Below are 16,770 nucleotides of genomic sequence, written 5' to 3'. Positions count from 1 at the left end.
GCTCCGGCCGTGTCCGCAAGCCCTATTGCGGCGCTCTGCCTGACAGACTAAAGAGGGTTTGAAGCGCCCTTTCGCCAAGAGGCGTGAACAGGCACACCAGCAACAAGAGATTCAGGGCCACCGTGAACCAGAACATGGCTAAGAAGCCGGTCTTTCGAGATTTGTGCCTTAGCAGCCGTTGCGCAGCAAATGCTCCCGGCCAGCCTCCGAGCAGGGCGAGTAGGTGCAACGTGCTTTCAGGCACCCTCCAGGCGGCGTCTTCCGCTTTTCGCTTGTCGAGCCCATAGACCAGGTAGGTCATGAAGCTGAGCATGAGGGTTACAAGGGGAACGGCGATGGGCAGTGAGCCCACGAACGATCCAAGGAACGTCAACCCGAAATAGGCGCCGGTTGGCCATAGCGCGGGCACGACCCTGGGGTGGGCGGACTTTCGAGCAGCTGCAGGACCGACGATCTCTGCGCTCTCGGCACGCGGCCGTCCTTTCGCGTCACGTCCCAAGACGAAGAGGACCGTATCGCCCTTTGTGGGACGTGATTGCAGCCTGCCGAAAGCCTTGATGTGGACGAACAGCCTTTCACCACCGCCTGCCGGTTCAATAAAACCGTAGCCTTTCTCATCTTCCCAGGTAGCGATGAGGCCCCTACGTTGGTTCGGCGTGGGCATATTGGTTGGCAGAAGGCGGGCGTCAAGTCCCTGCGTAATAAAGCGGCTCTGTGCGCCAATCCTTGTCTTTGTCGTGCGCCATTTGGACCACCCGCGGGCGGCGCTCGCGCAGCCGCACCGACTCGATCATTAACCCAAACCCGCTGGACAGGTGGTTCTTACCCACGCACTCCAGCCGCAGCGTGTAGGTCCCGGGCTCCGGCCAGAAGTCCAGGAAATGGTACTCGCGCGCCTCGACCTCCGGCGCATAGAAGTCCATGCGCTCCCCGAGCTTCACGCCATCCAAAGACACCTCGTAGGCGCCCAGGTTTGGCCCCTTGGCCATGTTGATCAGCAGCCGCAGCGGCTCGCGCTTCTCGACGGTGATCGGAACCTCGATGAAGCCCTCGATCTCCGTGTGCGCCGGGACGAACAGCACATGATGGCCGAAGTGCTCGGGGTAGCGAAGCACCTCTTTCTCTTCCGATTCGCCCTCTTTGCGCCCGTCGTATTCCAGGCGGATCAGCTCCTCGCTCACGGGCTTTTGGCCGTAGTCGAGCTCTGAGGGATAGACCGTCACCCGGTCGATGCTTGGCAGCGCCCGCTCCTTGGCGTGGGGCGCCCGGGCTGAGAAGGTGGGCGTGCCCGTCTGGTACCAAAACGCCACGCTCGCATAGTCGTCCTCACGCGGATTCCAGCTCATCGCGCGGTATTCCGGGTTCTCGTCCGCCGACATCCAGCCGAAGGTCTCGAACTGCACCTTGATCGACTCGCGAAACACGAACGGGTCGTTGATGTGCCACCGGTACGCGCTGGTGTGGCCGCCGACGATGCCCCATTGGTCGAAATAGGGCACACCGAAATACGGTGTGAGCGTCTTCTCCAGGCCCCATGCACAGAGGAAGTAGTCCTCGGTACCGGTGCCCCAGACCGAGGGGATCGCTTCGCCGTCGATCGTGACCATTTCGTCGCCCTCGCCAAACCAGTAGGGGCTGCGGGTGCGCACACAGAAGACCGTTCCCACATAGTGTCCTTTGCCCTGGGTCTCAAGGATCGTGTAGGGCTTGCCGGTCTCCAGGGGGTACATCTGGTTGTACTGAGCATAGAAGTAGGGCGTGTCCTCGGGCAGGCTGTCCTTCTTGATCCAGTCGATGTTGTAGTAGAGCAGGCTGAGGGGCTTCTCGCTCTGGTTCACGATTTCGACACGCGCCGACTTGTGGAAGGGCATGTGCCAGAAGCAGTTGTAGCTGTCGCCTCCCTCAACGATGACGGCGGTGCTGACCACCTCGCTGCGCTTGCCGAAGCACCCCGCAAAGAAGTCGCCCAGGGGCGCCTCGACGGCGGGGCGCTCGTTGCCGTCCCAGAAGATTCTGAGAAGCAGCTCCTGATGGTTCGCGGAGCCGTCTCTGGCCCACGGGTGCGGCTCAGGGCCGAGGAAGGTGATCCACATGTGCGTGATGACGCCCGGACCCTCGACGTCCATCAACACGTGGGTTTGGCCAGGCTGAACCCGGAAGTTGTCGCGGTTGCTCTTTTCTTCAAGGTCGCTCTTGGGTGGCGCGGTGGGGTCGTAGTTGCCGTCTTTGCCCTCGCGGAACGTGGACGTGGCGCGCATGCTGCGCCCGGATTGGGGCGTGGCCAAAGAGCCCATCGGGCCCGGCATCAGGGGGTAGCCGCTCATGCCCGGATGTTGGCACAGGCCGCTCTGCTGATGTGAGGGGGCGCTCATGCTCGCCCGGATGGGGTTCCGAGGCACCCCTCACCCGGTTCACTTTGTTCACCGACCTCTCCCACGAGGGGAGAGGCGGTGAGGGCGCCTCAGTTCGTCAATGTCAGTTCGATCCGCTTTCCGACCATCTGGAAGTGGCCCTTGACCTTCTTGAGGCTGACACCCGGGAGGTCGAGCGTCTCGAGGTTCACGGAGTCGCCCTCGGGCAGGGTATCTGGTGGCGCCTTGAGCTGAAAGGTGACTCTTCGACGTGATCGGTCGTAAAGAACGGGTTTCGCCTCGGACTCGGAAACCTTGAGTTTCCCAATGGAGCCGCGAAGCGGCAGCATTCGGAAGATCATCCGGTCATCGTCCACCGACAAGATCCCAAAGGGTGTGAAAGAGAAGGATGGCTCGACTCCCGATAGAGCCGAGAAGTCGATGATGAGAACAGAAGGCGCGGCGTCGAATTCGGCGAGCACCTTGGCGACGTGCTCCTCTCCTGCCTTTCTGAGCGCCGCCTTCTCCTTGGCCAGTTCGGCATATCGTGAGCTGCCTCGCAGGGAGGCTCGCGCCGAGTCCATCTCGGCAGGGGTTGCGCCGATGGCTTCCGCAGCAAGGCTCGTCAAGCTGGTCCCGGGCTGGAGGATGCGATCCTGCCAGGTGGCTCCCAGGCGATCGAGAAGCGCCGCCACTCCCATACCCGAATAGTAGAGCCGGAAGCGAACCGGAGAAGCGCCATAGGGATCGTTATTGATGTTGAAGGCGCCACTCATAAAGCCCTTCATCTGGTTTATCAGGCCATTACGAGGGGCTGAGAGATCCTTGTAGCCTCTAAAGCCTTGGATGAGCCAGAGGTCTTTCGGCGGTTCGGCGCCTTCCAGCACCTGAAGGAGCTTGTACTCGACGAACTTGGCGAGACCCTCATTGAACTCGGTGCCGTCTTCATAGGCTTTGCATGCGGATGATAGTTGCGCTCGGCGGTCGTTTCTTGCCACAAGCCACCGAATGGCCGCGGATCGGACGGCCGCCTTCGACTGCGCTTGCAGCGCTTCGGCCAGGCAGTCGGCCTCCATCGCCATCCCAACGTTGTTTTCCACCGACAGCGCCGGGTACTGGCCCAAAGTCAGTTCGTGCCCCTCCTTGCCCGTGCTCTTTTGGCGTTGGTAAACGTGGAAGGCCTCATGAGCGAACATGAGCATCGCTCCGTAAGGATCGCCGAAGAGGCCGTCGGTGATCGCTTTGGACACCTGATCGGGCTTGGGGTTTGCGCCGAACAAGCTCTCGATCCACTGCCGCCTCGACGAGAGCGTGTCGGCAACGACCAGGGTCTGGACGCCATTCACGTCCATGGAAGTGTTCTGGCCATCCCATTCAATCTGCGTGGCCCCATCTCTGACCCAGATCGGGCCGATGGCGCTGGTGACCGGCCCGGAATAGCGCTTGAAGCCCTCTGGCGGTTTGGGGTGATGGATCAAGACGTCCTGCCGCCCCGGAAAGTAGATGAGGATCGGCGTCTGAGACGCATCCCAACCGGGCCACACCGGGTTCTTGGAATTGCCGATCACTTTGTAGATGGCATCGACTTGCCGGATCAGCAGGGGATCGATCTTAAGGTCCTGGGAACTCAGGAAGAGGGCAGCGGCGACAGAAGAGAGCATCTTCGGTTAGTACCGGCGAAGCTCTGGGTTTGTTCCTTTGTCCCGGCAGATCCCCCGTTGGTGCCGACTGCAGGGCCGACTTTTCCACTTTTCATGGCCGCTCGAGACTTGGTCGCAGGTTCAAATGTTCCCCTCCTCAAGAAAAATGTGAAAAAAGCTGTCACAAAACAGGTGCTTGCTGCGGATATAGATACAGAAGCAAGCGAAGGCCGCCGTTTTGAGCGAGCCAAGCAAAGCGAACCAAGCAAAGAACACCAACTTGCCCGAGCAGACTCTCCTCCTTCTCTTCTGCTCGGGTTATTTTTTTGTCTAGACGCTAACTCGCTCGACCGTCACCATTTCCGCGAGGAGTTTGGAGGCTCGCACGTTCAGCTTGTGCCCGCTGCGAGTGCCCGCCACATTGAGCGCGCGAAGCGGCACACCCGAGAGGGCGAGGTCGCCGCAAAGGTCGAGCAACTTGTGGCGGACGGGTTCATCCGGGAATCTGGCTTGGTTCTTGTAGCCCTCTTTCCCTAGGACCAGCGCCGAGTTCCAGTCGAGGCCCTTGGCGAGCCCGCGCGCCAGCACCTGTTCGACTTCCTCTTCAAACCCCCAAGTCCGCGCAGGCGCAACCCCTTCGGAAAAGAACTCCGGATTCAAGACTCCAGCAAATTCTTGAAGCTCCGGCCACCTGCCCGGGCACACCAACCGATAATGCCAGTGTCCTTCGCCCGCGCTCACCGCCACCTTGGCGTCGCCGTCCTTGACAAAGAGCCGGGCGAACAGGCCAGTCACTTCCAACTGCCCGACGACCTCGACGCCTGACCTGGAGATCGCCTGCACATAGGGCAGCGCGCTGCCATCGAGCGCGGGAAGTTCGGGCGCCGTCAGTTCGATTTCGGCGTCCGAGACTTCCATGCCGGCGAGCGCCGCCATGACGTGCTCGACCGTCGAGATCGGCCCGAGCTGGGTGCATCGCTCCGTCCTTACGACAGCAGTCGCGGAAGCCGGCACGACCTCGTCCCTAAGGCGAAACCGAATGCCGTCGCTTCCCGGGTGGATTTGGACCTCGGTGGGCACTCCGGAATGTAGACCAAGACCCCTGAAGGACAGGGTATCGCGAACGGTCTGGCGAGGGAAGATCATGGGCTTGGCCGGCCCCGATTCTACTCGGAACAGTCCTTTTCAAGCTCCGCAATGCGGGTTTCGAGCTGCTTAATGCGATTGTAGAGATCAGGGAGCCTAGGTATTAGCAGCATGCTCTTGACCGCTTCGCGCTTGGGCATTGCCGGCACCCCAAAGTACTCTCCAGGTTCTGCGATGTCTGCTGCCACCGCCGAGCGCCCGCCAAGGGCGACGTCGTCGGTGACGTTCACATGGTCCCTGAAGCCCACTCCGCCGCCAACAACGATTCGGTTGCCTAGCTTTGTGCTGCCTGCGATTCCCGTTAGGCCGGCGATCACTCCATGCTCGCCGATGCGCACGTTGTGAGCCACCTGAACCAGGTTGTCGATCTTGGTGCCGTCTCCTATGAAGGTCTCTCCGACGGTCGCGCGATCCACCGTCGTATTGGCGCCGATCTCCGCGTTCGAACCGATTTCGACTGCTCCGACCTGCGGGATCTTCACCCGCTGCTTACCGTCCCATTCGTATCCAAAACCGTCGGCTCCAAGGATCGCTCCGCCGTGGACCATCGTGCCGCTGCCAAGCGACACGTCGCGATAGAGCACGACCCCGGGGAAGAGCTCACACCCCTCGCCAATGTGGCACCGATCCCCGACATAGCAGAAGGCGTGGAGCTTGGCCCCAGCCCCGATCTCGGTATCCGGGCCAATGACGCAGAAGGGTCCGATCTGGGCGGTTGGGTCCACCTTGGCGCTCGCGTCGATGACGGCGGTTGGGTGGGCGCCGGGCGGCAAGGTGAGGGAGCGCTGAGAGGCCACCAGCAAGGTGTAGAACGCCAGACGCGGCGACTCGACGCGAACCCGTGGTTTCGAGCTCTCCATGTCGCGCCCCAGCAGCACTGCGCCGACGTTCGAACCTTCGATCTTCTCAAGGTACTTGGGGCTCTCGCAGAACGCCAAGCCGCTCGGGTCGTCGTCTCCCGCCGGCACGAGACGCTCGACACGGTGGTCCGCTGGCCCCTCCAGACCACCTCCGAGCCACTCGGCGATCTCGCCTAACGTCCAGGGAGGTGGGTGCGTCTCCATGCGATGAACTCCTGAGTGGCGTCCCGTGCAGGTTCAGACGCCGTTGCCAAACGGTACCCTTTTAGCGCCAGCCATATCTCAAGGTCGTGCCGGGCGCGAGAAAAGGGTTTCGGCCCTACCTTTGCCCCTTGAGCAGAAGCAATCTCTCGGCCCGCCGAACCCGCGATCGAGCGGCTCCCCACGGGTGTTGCGGGCAATTGGATGGTTGGTGGCTCGGGCATCGAGGCGAGGTCCGAGCGGAACTCGCCTCTCGACGCGCGAGCGCTCTGCTCGGCCTCCTCATTCGCCATTTCGAGCGCTCGATCAAGCCTGTTGGCATATTCCAACTGGACCTTGGCGCGGGAAGCCAGGATAGCATCCTGGGCCTCAGTCAGCAAACCGTTACGGCGTTCGATCCGGTCGTTTTCCATCTTCTGGATCTCGGTAAGCAGCTCTTGGGCACGCTCCCAGCGCCGGACCTGCCAAGGGGCTGCGCTCGTTGAGGTTTTGGCGCCAGAGGTGGCTGGCGCAGGAAAGCCGACAAGAAAGGAGAGTTCTGCCAGGCGCACTCCCTGGTCGGGCGCCGATTGCTGGAGGAGCCGGCTTGAAGCCTCCTCGACGCGGTCCCACTGCAAACGAGCAAACGCTTCTTGCGCCGGTACTTGCTCCAGCCTCCAAGCCTCCGCCTCCTTGGCGTAGGATCGGTACAGCTTCTCCCTCAGAGCGCGCATGGCGGCGTTTCGGCCGCGGTCGAGCGTCTGCTGGGCGCGCTGTGCCCGTCTGCCGTCGCCCCGCGCGGCTTCTGGCTCTTTGAGTTCAAATAGCCTATCGCTCTGGGGCGCTTCCACTGAGTTCAGGACCCGGTTCGGGGTCTTGCTTGGCGCCGCCTCAAGCCCGGGCTCCGCCACCTGCGCCAGGTCGACCTTCACCACCTTGGGCGCGGACTGGCAACCCGCCAGCGCCAGAACTGCCGCCACCCAAGCCAGGCTATGTGTTCGCATCCATTGAGGCTACTTCTTGGCGTTCATGGACTTGAGCGCGGCGTCTGACACGTCGTTTGCCCCATAGGGCGCGATGTCGGTCCGGAACAGGATGTTATAGCCGCCCTGCTTGCCCACTTCGTTGATCGACGTCCTCGCGCGCTCGATGGCGGTGTTCTGGACGTCGGCGAATTTCCTCTGGAGATCACCCTCGAACTCGTCGCGCATCTGGACGAGAGCCTGGTCGATCTCGCGGCCGCGCTCCTGAAAGCCCTTCAGCCGCGCGGTCTCTTCGGCAGTGGGGCTTGCTTTTTGTATGATCGCCTGCTTGTCTTTGTCCGTATCCTTGATTGAGTTCTTGAGGCTCTCCATTTCCTGCTTCTCTTGTGCGGTCAATGTGTCCTTTGTAGCCAGTTCCTTTAGGCGCTTCATCTGGTCGGGAGTGGCGACCTTGAACTGAAACAGGAAGTCCAGCAAGCCCTCGCGGTTGGCCTTCATCGTCTCCAGGGTCTTCTGGTTGTTGACAAAGTAGTCGCTCTTCTCGACAACGGCCTTCACGTCGACCACGCCGATCTTCAGGTCGGCGTTCTGGAAGCCGCCGCCCAGAAGGATGCCGCCCAATCCTGCGGCAACAACCCAACCCAATGTATTTAGCTTGCTATTCATATTGATACTCATAGTAGTGATTCTCGAATGCCCGTGCGATCAGAACGAAGTGCCGATCATGAAGTGTGTCCGGCTGCCGCCGTCCTGATTGAAGCCAAAGTCGAGGCGGATCGGCCCGAGAGGAGTACGGAAGCTGAAACCCAGGCCGTAGCCCAGCTTGAATTCGGCCCTCTTCGACTGCGTGTAGTTGTTGACCGTTCCGAAGCCGCCCCAAGCGCCGCCATAGTCGACGAAGGCGATCATGTTGAACGACTTCTGGATCGGATGGCGGTATTCCAGGTTCAGGATGGCCATGTTCTTGCCCCAGAAGCGGTCCTCGGGATAGCCACGGATCGTGTTGGCGCCACCGGCGAAGAACTGCTCGAAGAATGGAACGGTTCCGCCGACGGTTCCCACATGAGCGCGAAAAGCAAATACGCGTCGCGGGTCATCCAGCTTCTCGCGGGGCGGCTGGGGCGACCAGTACTTCCGGTACTCGACGTCGCCGCGAACGAAGAAGTGGTTGCCGATCAAGCTGGGATCGTTCGTATCGCCGCCGACCTTCGTGATCCTGCTCCAGCCCGGCTCGATCTGCATGCGGAGCCAGTCGCCTCGCGAAGGGTCGATATCGAGATCGCGGCGATTCACCACATACGCGGCCGAAATCGAGGCAAGATCGCCGTCCTGCTGGATGAAGCCGGTTGTGTTCGTTGTGTCCAGGTTTGTGGTTTTGATCTGCTCGTATCGCAAGCCCGTCGAGAGGAACTTGGAGTCCTCCTTGAGCTGTCTGGTCAGGGCCACCGATCCACCGGTATGGCGCTCGAAGTAGCGCGCGTCGGTCGGTGACTGGTTTGAGCCTCCAAAGGTGTTGCTGAAGCGATACACGTTTCGGCTGTAGAGGTTGTAATTGATGCCGGTGCCTTTGTCGTCCACATACGGGTTGCCGTAGTTGAGGTCGATGCTCGCGCCGCCGCCCTGCGTGCCCTGGATGAAATCGAGACCGTAGTTCTGGCCGCTGCCGCGAAAATTGGTGTCGGAGAACCGGACCATTCCGGCAAAGGAGCTACGCGGGTCCATTTGGAAACCGATGTTGAAAAGGCCCGTTCTGGCCTCGGTCACGTCGATGATCAAGTCCACTCGCGAGACGTCGTCGGTTTCCCGAGCAACCGGCTCGACCTTGTCGAACCAGCGCGTATTGAGCAGGGCGACGTTGTCCTTTCGCCAGCGGTCGGCGTTGAACGGCTGCCCGGAGCGGGTCTTGATGATCTTGTCGAGGACCGACTGCCGAGTTCGCGTCGCGCCCTGGACCTTGATGGAGTTGACCGTGAGCTCAAGAATCGTCAGGCTCACAACTTCTGGGGCGTCGGTCAGCGGGCCGAATTCGCTGACCCGCGCGAAAAACCCTTTTTCGCTGTAGAGCTTCTCGATCGCGTCGGAAGACGGCTTTTGCGACCGCAGGCAGAACACGTTGTCGGGGGCAATCGGGACGCTGGGCGCGCTCTTGAGCACGTCGAGGATCGCCTTCGTCGGGATGACCGTGTTGCCGACGATGCGAACCTCTTTGATCTTGGGGAATTCGACGACCTCGACGGTGACTGCCCAGGACTGGGCCTCGGTCTCCTGGGCGCGAACGTCCACGGCCTGGAAGTAACCCAGGTCCATGATCGCCTTCTTGTCGTCGTCGATCAGCGTCTTCAGGTAAGGCTGGCCAACCCGTGTGCGCATTGTGGCGTCGATGACGGTTCTGCCGATGTTCGCCAGACCTTTGACGTCGACCGATTTGATCGTGCCGGCGCTTTGGCCTACTGCCACGGAAAAGAGCGCCATCCAAAGCAAGAGGGCTGCAACACCCTTGAACATCCGTTTTCCCATCATCCTAATTCGCTACCAGTCCCTTGTTTGAGCCGCCGAGGGGGCGGCAAGCGCCAAACGGAGTATCGTTCGACGGCGCCAAATACATTCCCTGCCGAGTGTACGCAATCAAGGATTCACTTCGCGCCCGACTTTGTACACATCGCCGTTTGCAGAGCGCCCTCGGCGCACGCCTTCCACTATCTGACTCCTTCTGTGGCGGGGCGTTACGCCCGTGGCCCCGGCGCCTTTGTCAGTACCGAGTGCCGTATTCCAAAGTGATCTTCCAGGGGCGGATCTGGTCTGCGCCGACGCTGAAATAGATGCCGCTCAGGAGCCTTCCGCGCTTGAAGGGGCGATAAGTGAACCTAAAATCGTAGCGCAGCGGCTCTCCCGGCCGCTCCGAAACCTGCCGTCGGTACTGGACAGCCAGCCCCTTGCCAAAGGTCTTGCCTGCGGTCAGCACGGCCCCCTCGTAGGCGTTGTATTCAAGGTTCAGGTAGTCGAGGCCAAGCTCGCGAGAAATCTGCTCGGTGAACGGATCGATGAGCATGGGGAACGCAATGCCAGTCAGTGCCGAGCGCAATCGCCGCTGCATGTCGCTCGATGAGCCCTTCACGTTCAGGGATTCGAGCACGCCTCCCTGTCCGAGCAGCGAGAGGATGTGGTCCTGGCTTAGGCCCGGCGGGTCGGACTGCGCGGTGACCCTGAGGTCCCCTTCCTGAAGGAGGTTCCCGGCGAGATTGAGGTTGACGGCGTAGCGCTCCACGATTCCGCTGGGTGAGAGCGCCGTGATGCTCGTCTGGCCCTTCAAGTCGATGTCGAGGCAGGCTTCGCTCGAGCCGGACTGCGTTGCCGTATAAAGGAACCTCGCCATGCCGCCCGATTCCAGCGCGATTCGGCCCGCCGGGAGCTTCAGGGATCCCCGCTGCACCTGTAGGTTCGCGGTGAGGGTGGGCGCGTCCAGCGAACCCTGCAGACGAGACTGGCCCTGCACTTCGAATTGCCCGTTGGAGGCCGCGACCTTGGCCGGCTCTTCAGCCGATCCGACGTCGAGACTGATCGCGAACTGTGGATTGATCAGGCCGACCTTGGACATGGCGGCCTGCTGAAACTCCGCCGGCGCGCGCGCGTCCACACCCGCCAGAACCAACGGCTTGTTGGTGAAGAGCGTGGGCTGGGGCAGGACGCCTCCCAGCAGAATCTCGCCAGAAAGACCGCCTTTGATCCGTCCACCTTGCTGCCCTCGATCCTCTTCAAACTCAAATCGGTCGAACTTCAGCCCACCGGAAATAGCGCTATCCGGAAGCTCGGCGCGTCCGCTTGCGAACTGGAGAAAGCGCTGAATGTCCGAGGCGAGGTCTTCGATGGCGAGCCTGAGCTGGCCCTCAAGCGCGCCGGCCAGAGAGCTCTGCGCCTTCACGCCAAACCCCACACCTTCGTTGCCAATCGTAGCGGTGAAGTCGGCCTCTTTCAGCGATGTCTGGATACCCAGCAGCGCCAGACTTGAGTTGTGGGCTATGACAAAGCCATCGAGCTCGGGGCGCGACCAGGTCCCGCCAACCGCAAGCCTCCCGCCAACCTTCCCTTTCGTGCGCGCAACGTCCATCGAGGGTAGAAAGACCTTGAGGTCGGTGAGCTCACGTTCCGGGATGTCCACTACGACAGAAAGCGGATCGAGTTCGGCGATCGCGAACCCCTGCCGCAACGGAACACTCCCCCTGACGTCGCCCTTGAAGCCCAGGTAGTTGTAGCTTCCAGTCGCTTTGGCGCCGGTGCTCGTAACCCTGATATTGTATATATTCAAGCTGAGTGACGTGTCTTTATCGCTCTTGACGCCCGATTCGGCCGGCGCGTCGACCGTCTTCACCGCGCCGACGTCGACGGCCGCCACCAACGCCGACTTTGGCTTAAAGAACGTCGCGGCTCCCGAGGCCTCGACGACGGGGTCCTGCGTCGGTCCGGAAACCAGGAAGGTCAGGTTTCCCACCTCGCCCTGAAGCACCGACGCCCCAGGGATGAGCTTGGAAACCCATTCCGTCTCCAGGTTGTTCAGGTTGCCCTCAAGGCTAACGTCCCCCTGCTCGTCGAGCGTCCCCTTGATGTCGAGGCTTGTCGGCCCATTCCGCCACTGGAACTTGCCGATATCCCATACGCCCTTGCTGCGCGACGCTACGGCCGATATCGCGCCTGCTTCGACGTCTCCGGCCTTCAGGTCCCGCATTTCAAGGGAGTCCAATCCAACGGACAATTCCTCTGCCTTACCCGACAAGGAGACGGCCGCATCGATGCTGCCGCTCAGGCTGTCGAGCTGCCGCAGGGCCTCCGGCGACAGCTCGATCCAGGGGGGCTTTTGCCCCGCCTCCCCGGCCGCGAGGTAGGGCCGGACCGCTCCAAACAGATCTTTGAGCGGCATGCCATAGGCCACCAATTGGCCCGAAAGCTCTTGGTTGGAGGTCAACTGCAGATTGGAAAGCTGCAGATAGCGCTCGATTTGGCCTATGTCGGCCTGGCCCGTCCACAGGCCGTCAGCGAGGGAGGCGCTCCACGATCCGGAACCCAACAGCGTCGGGTTCACTTTGAGGTCTTCCACGGTCCCTTTTGAGTCCAGCGCTGCAACCTTGCCGTTCGTGAACCGCGCCTTTGCCGTCCCGGAGACCAGCCCGTCCACGACCGTTCTCCCCGGCAGCGAAGGCAGCGCCTTCAGGAGCTCGATGGCCGTTGCCTCGGCCGTCACGCTGCCGGCGCCGTCGGAAAAGCTGTAATCGCCCGAAGCATGCAGCGAGCCCTTCGCTACGCTTAGGATTAGGTCCTTGAACTCAATCTTATCGGAGGTCACTCGGCCCTTGGCTTCAGCTCGGTCCACGCGGACTCCGAAGCCCACCAGGTCTTGAGCAGCGACTGAATATTCAGCCTCGGGCTCGCTGAAAGTCCCGCCCAAGACAAGGCTGGTGGCGCCCACCAGTCCGGCAAATCCCTCCCCAAGAAGAGAGGCAAGCTCGATGCCCTCCGCGGTGACTTGGCCGGAAAGGGCGTCGGTAGTGAGGTCCCAACGGGCGCTTCCTTGGAGCCGGGCGGCAGATTGGGCTGCCCAGATGTCCTGAGCCTCGAACGCCCTCCGGTTCAGACCGATGTTCGCAGATGCAAAGGGAATCTCCTGGTCCTGGACATTCAGGCCGAACACCTCCACCTTTCCGACGGCTTGCGGGTTGCCGAGCGGCCCCGTGATGCGCAGGTTCGCCCAGGCGTCGCCGTAGACGTCGGGGAAGATCCGGTTCAGGTCCGCCGACCTAAGGTCCAGCGACATGTTGGCCGCCAGGTTTTTGAGGGCGATGGAGCCGGAAGCCGAGACTCTTCCGCCCTCGAAAAGACCGGTGGCCTGCTCGACGCGTAGAGCTCCCGCTCGCCAGGCGCCATGCGCCAGAAGATCGGTAAGGGAGAAGCTGCGGCCCTGCCTGGACTTGAGCTTCGCGTTGGCTTTCGCGCGGAACAGGGCCGTCGGCGCTTTGGCAAAGCCCCCCAATTCGGCGGCCACATGCGCGACGCCCGAAAGACCCTCGACGCCAAGCAGCGAGCGGATCGACTCGAGTTTGATCGTGGAGGATTCCATAAAACCATGCAGTGAGCCATCCGCCGAAGCCAGGTCGAAATTCCCGACGATCGGGTTGCCGCGCCAGTTGGCGCTGGCGTTGGCCACCCTGACTCCATCCTTGGCGACGGCCAGCTCGGCCCTTGGCGATCCGAGCTTCTCGTCGTTCCAACTGGCGCTTTCGCCGGAGACCTTACCGAGAAACTCGGGCCACGCCGATGGCCCAAACACCAATCGGCCCTCGATCGCCGAGTTTCTCCAGTTGAGGCCCTTTGGAAGCTTCCTACGCCAGGCTGGAGGAAGATCTTGAGGGGAAGGACAGATGGCCGACAGCTCCGCCTCAAACACCGGCTCTGGACTCCACGCCAAGCTGCCGGAGGCCAAGGCCGTGAGCCGTCCTGAATGGGCCGCCCAGTCGCCTTGGGCGAGGGATTCGGTGACCGACCCTGAGAACTCTGCGCCGTCGACTTTCCACTCCTTCCAGACCAGCCCCTCGGCGAGGACCTCGACCCGACCTGCCAGACGCGCCGCACCAGCCGTTCGTTTATCCAAAACCAACTTGCCGGAGAGGGTGAGCTTTCTGGCGTTGGCGCCAACGAGGGCTTGGGGCCAGACTTCCGGGTCGGATTGCTGTATCCGTCGGACGATCTCCGCAGCTTCGAAGTCCTTGAGGTCGAACTCGCCGCTGAATCCCTTTTCCGGGCTGGACCGAACGGTGAAGGAAAGCGAACCGCTCTCGGAAACTCCGGCAAGTCTCCCCGACACGATCAAGTGGTCGCCCACGCCCTCGATGAGCAAGGTGGGGACGGATGCAGCCTTTTTCCAGACGGGTCCGCCCTTGTGGTCCTCGATGTCCAGCAGGCCCGATTCGATGCGGACCGAATACGGGATCGTCCCGGCCTCATCGGACTTCTCAGGGAGATACTCTTCGAACTTCAACTTGCCGGCGGCATCCCTTTCGACCGCAAGCCGCGTGTCCTTAACGCGAACGCTGACCACCGGTTGGGCTTCTTGCCAGGGATAAGAAACCAGGAGATTCGAGGCCCGGGCGAGCAGTTTGCCCTGTGGTTCTCGAATCTCTATGTTTCGGGCCGTTAGCACCCCTGACATCGCGTCGAGGGCATAGCTCTCCGCCGTGAGGACGATCCCGCCGCCGCGGGTCGCGAGCTCCATTTCCAAAGGGACGCCGGGGGCCGAGACGTAGTCGAGGCAGGCCCGGAGGTAGCTCGTGGACAGCGCGGCGAGCAACGCCAAAGGCGTCCAGAACACGAACAGTTTCAGCAGCCGGGTCAGGACTCGAATTCGGTTACCTCAGACGGAGGAACGCTAAGGGTTCCTCCGAGTCTTCCATCCTACCGTTCAAGGATAACGACGTTCCAAGCTGCCACGCGTGGCAGCCTGGCTTTCCACAATATTGCTGCACAAAGGGGAGAGAGGCTGGACTACAAGCTTTCTCATAGATGCCCGGACGCAGGCCAAAGATCTGCGGCTACGGTTCCGCCTCCCTTCGTTCCTCTGTCCCTCCAATACCCGCCTTACAGGTTTGTGGGATGGCGTTTAAGCTCCAGCACCCACGAGCGCCAGGCGCTCGGCCATCACCTTCTTGCTGAATTCGATGGCGTTGTAGGAGCTTCGAACGAAGGGGGCGCTGGCGACAAAGGCAAAGCCGAGCTCCTGGCCGATGGCTTCGTACTCCTTGAATTGCTCCGGGGTCACAAAGGTGTGCACCGGCAGATGCTTCATCGTGGGCCGCAGATATTGGCCAATGGTGACCGCATCCACGCCCGAAGACCGGAGGTCGCGGAGCGTCTGAACCACCTCATCGTGGGTTTCACCGAGGCCGAGCATGATCCCCGACTTGGTGTAGATCCTCGAATCGAGCCGCTTGGCCGTTTCCAGCACCTTCAGCGAGCGCTCGTAGCGAGCCTGGGGGCGGACGATCTTCTGCAGGCGCGACACCGTTTCGACGTTGTGGTTGTAGATTTCAGGGCGCGCGTCGGTGACGACCCGGATCAGCTCTTCCTTGGCCTTGAAATCGGGTGTGAGCACTTCGACGATCGCATTGGGGATCGAGTGATGCAGGGCCCGGATGGTCCGCGCGAACTGCTCAGCGCCCTCATCCTTCAGGTCGTCGCGGGCCACACTCGTGACGACCACGTGCTTGAGGCCGAGATCCCTGGCGACCTTGCCCACGTTCGCCGGCTCGAACGGGTCCACGTCCTCGCCCCGGCCAACGTTGATCGCGCAAAAGCCGCAGGAGCGCGTGCAGGTGTTGCCCAGGATCATGAACGTGGCGGTCTTCTTGGACCAGCACTCGGGGAGATTGGGGCAGCGGGCGCTCTCACACACCGTGTGGAGCTTCTTCACGCGCATCATGTCCCTGACCTCTTCGATCGTGTCCGGGCGGGGCATGCGAATGGTCAGCCACTCGGGCAGACGCTGGACCATAGGCCCTCATTATGGCAGGTTGGCCGCTGGGCTCCCAGGGTAACTTGATGCCCGGAGAGCCCAACCATGCCGCGCTATGGCTTCAACTTTCAGTGGATGTTTTCGAAGGGGCATTTGCAGTCCCCGCAACCCGTCGACGAAAGAGCGCTCGACTTCCTGAGCAAATACGGTTTCAATTTCGCTAGGATACCGACCGACTACCGCTTCTGGACCAAGGAATTCGACTACTTCCACCCCGACGAGTCGGTCTTTGAATATTTAGATGGGTACCTAGCGGCTTGTCGAATCCGAGGCATCCACATGAGCCTCAATATCCATCGCGCGCCAGGTTACTGCATCAACGGATGGGACCTGGAACGCCACAACCTTTGGGCGGACAAAGAGGCCGAGGACGCCTTCGTGTTTCTCTGGGCGACATTCGCCAAGCGATACCTAGGGATATCTAGCGACTTTCTGAGTTTCGACCTCGTGAACGAGCCACCGTCGATCGGCCAGAGAGGCTTCACGCGCGACGATCATCAGCGGGTGATCCGGCGAACGGTGGCCGCCATCCGCGCGATCGATCCCCAGCGGGAGGTCGTCATCGACGGTCTGGCCGGAGGGCACCTGGCCATGCCGGAACTGGCCGACTTGGGTGTCATTCACAGCGGCCGGGGGTATCAACCGATGACCGTCAGCCACTACATGGCCGAGTGGTGGGACGGCAGTGTGGGCTTGCCCGAGCCGACCTATCCAGGGTGCGAATGGGACGGCGTGACCTGGAATCGGGACGCCCTCAGAGCGTTCTATGAGCCTTGGCGGGAGGTCGAGGCCAAGGGCGTCAAGGTACACATGGGCGAGTTCGGCTGTTACGACCGAACGCCCGGCGACGTCGCGAACCGGTGGTTCGAGGACCTCTTCGCGGTTTGGCGCGAGTTCGGCTGGGGGTTCGCGATGTGGGGATTTGAGGGGTCTTTTGGCATCATCGGCCACCATCGGCCCGGCGCCGTCTTCGAGGAGATCAGCGGCTACCAGGTGGATCGGCGGCTGTTTGAGTTGATGCTTGGCGCGAGGCGATAGAGGTCTTCGCAGAGCCAT

At 61.7% G+C, this 16,770-nt stretch carries 11 protein-coding genes; 1 reads left to right on the top strand and 10 read right to left on the bottom strand.

All coding sequences use genetic code 11. From position 1 onward, the window contains the following. Window positions 1-22: 22 nt before the first annotated feature. The 10 genes from HZC36_09205 to lipA form a co-directional block, all read right to left on the bottom strand. On the bottom strand, window positions 23-664 hold the full coding sequence (locus tag HZC36_09205) for a cold shock and DUF1294 domain-containing protein (GenBank protein ID MBI5707151.1): 642 nt from the start codon (window positions 662-664) through the stop codon (window positions 23-25). A gap of 22 nt (window positions 665-686) precedes the next feature. Beyond that, window positions 687-2,324 (bottom strand): DUF2961 domain-containing protein, encoded by a 1,638-nt coding sequence (locus HZC36_09200; GenBank protein ID MBI5707150.1) that lies wholly within the window; start codon window positions 2,322-2,324, stop codon window positions 687-689. A 137-nt stretch (window positions 2,325-2,461) separates the two neighbouring features. Then, the gene (locus HZC36_09195; GenBank protein ID MBI5707149.1) at window positions 2,462-4,012 is read right to left on the bottom strand and encodes a hypothetical protein; all 1,551 of its coding nucleotides are present in this window, start codon (window positions 4,010-4,012) and stop codon (window positions 2,462-2,464) included. Between the two features lie 309 nt (window positions 4,013-4,321). Beyond that, window positions 4,322-5,137, bottom strand: a complete 816-nt coding sequence (locus HZC36_09190; protein ID MBI5707148.1) for a UDP-3-O-acyl-N-acetylglucosamine deacetylase — start codon at window positions 5,135-5,137, stop codon at window positions 4,322-4,324. A gap of 20 nt (window positions 5,138-5,157) precedes the next feature. Further along, window positions 5,158-6,201, bottom strand: a complete 1,044-nt coding sequence (gene lpxD, locus HZC36_09185) for a UDP-3-O-(3-hydroxymyristoyl)glucosamine N-acyltransferase (protein MBI5707147.1) — start codon at window positions 6,199-6,201, stop codon at window positions 5,158-5,160. After that, a complete protein-coding gene (locus HZC36_09180; protein ID MBI5707146.1) occupies window positions 6,171-7,181 on the bottom strand; it encodes a hypothetical protein in 1,011 nt (336 codons plus the stop codon). Before HZC36_09180 ends, lpxD begins: the two co-directional genes overlap by 31 nt. Window positions 7,182-7,190: 9 nt before the next feature. Further along, window positions 7,191-7,826 (bottom strand): OmpH family outer membrane protein, encoded by a 636-nt coding sequence (locus HZC36_09175; GenBank protein MBI5707145.1) that lies wholly within the window; start codon window positions 7,824-7,826, stop codon window positions 7,191-7,193. Window positions 7,827-7,865: 39 nt separating this feature from the next. Continuing rightward, a complete protein-coding gene (locus HZC36_09170; GenBank protein MBI5707144.1) occupies window positions 7,866-9,680 on the bottom strand; it encodes a BamA/TamA family outer membrane protein in 1,815 nt (604 codons plus the stop codon). 229 nt (window positions 9,681-9,909) lie between these two features. Then, a complete protein-coding gene (locus HZC36_09165; protein ID MBI5707143.1) occupies window positions 9,910-14,514 on the bottom strand; it encodes a translocation/assembly module TamB domain-containing protein in 4,605 nt (1,534 codons plus the stop codon). A gap of 288 nt (window positions 14,515-14,802) precedes the next feature. After that, complete coding sequence (lipA, locus tag HZC36_09160) at window positions 14,803-15,693, bottom strand: lipoyl synthase (protein MBI5707142.1); 891 nt, start codon at window positions 15,691-15,693, stop codon at window positions 14,803-14,805. A 66-nt stretch (window positions 15,694-15,759) separates the two neighbouring features. Here lipA and HZC36_09155 point away from each other — a divergent pair, with 66 nt between their 5' ends. Further along, window positions 15,760-16,752, top strand: a complete 993-nt coding sequence (locus tag HZC36_09155; protein MBI5707141.1) for a cellulase family glycosylhydrolase — start codon at window positions 15,760-15,762, stop codon at window positions 16,750-16,752. Window positions 16,753-16,770: the final 18 nt, after the last annotated feature.

The organism is Armatimonadota bacterium, from assembly GCA_016223145.1.
Taxonomy (GTDB): Bacteria; Armatimonadota; Fimbriimonadia; order Fimbriimonadales; family Fimbriimonadaceae; genus Nitrosymbiomonas.
This window is presented reverse-complemented; position numbering and strand designations above follow the sequence as displayed.

Excerpts from the sequence above, each read along its gene's own strand:
- HZC36_09190 (MBI5707148.1), bottom strand. The coding sequence starts at position 5,137 with ATGATCTTCCCTCGCCAGACCGTTCGCGATACCCTGTCCTTCAGGGGT.
- HZC36_09205 (MBI5707151.1), bottom strand. The coding sequence starts at position 664 with ATGCCCACGCCGAACCAACGTAGGGGCCTCATCGCTACCTGGGAAGAT.
- HZC36_09180 (MBI5707146.1), bottom strand. The coding sequence starts at position 7,181 with ATGCGAACACATAGCCTGGCTTGGGTGGCGGCAGTTCTGGCGCTGGCG.
- HZC36_09170 (MBI5707144.1), bottom strand. The coding sequence starts at position 9,680 with ATGATGGGAAAACGGATGTTCAAGGGTGTTGCAGCCCTCTTGCTTTGG.
- HZC36_09200 (MBI5707150.1), bottom strand. The coding sequence starts at position 2,324 with ATGAGCGGCTACCCCCTGATGCCGGGCCCGATGGGCTCTTTGGCCACG.
- HZC36_09175 (MBI5707145.1), bottom strand. The coding sequence starts at position 7,826 with ATGAATAGCAAGCTAAATACATTGGGTTGGGTTGTTGCCGCAGGATTG.
- lipA (MBI5707142.1), bottom strand. The coding sequence starts at position 15,693 with ATGGTCCAGCGTCTGCCCGAGTGGCTGACCATTCGCATGCCCCGCCCG.
- HZC36_09155 (MBI5707141.1), top strand. The coding sequence starts at position 15,760 with ATGCCGCGCTATGGCTTCAACTTTCAGTGGATGTTTTCGAAGGGGCAT.
- lpxD (MBI5707147.1), bottom strand. The coding sequence starts at position 6,201 with ATGGAGACGCACCCACCTCCCTGGACGTTAGGCGAGATCGCCGAGTGG.
- HZC36_09195 (MBI5707149.1), bottom strand. The coding sequence starts at position 4,012 with ATGCTCTCTTCTGTCGCCGCTGCCCTCTTCCTGAGTTCCCAGGACCTT.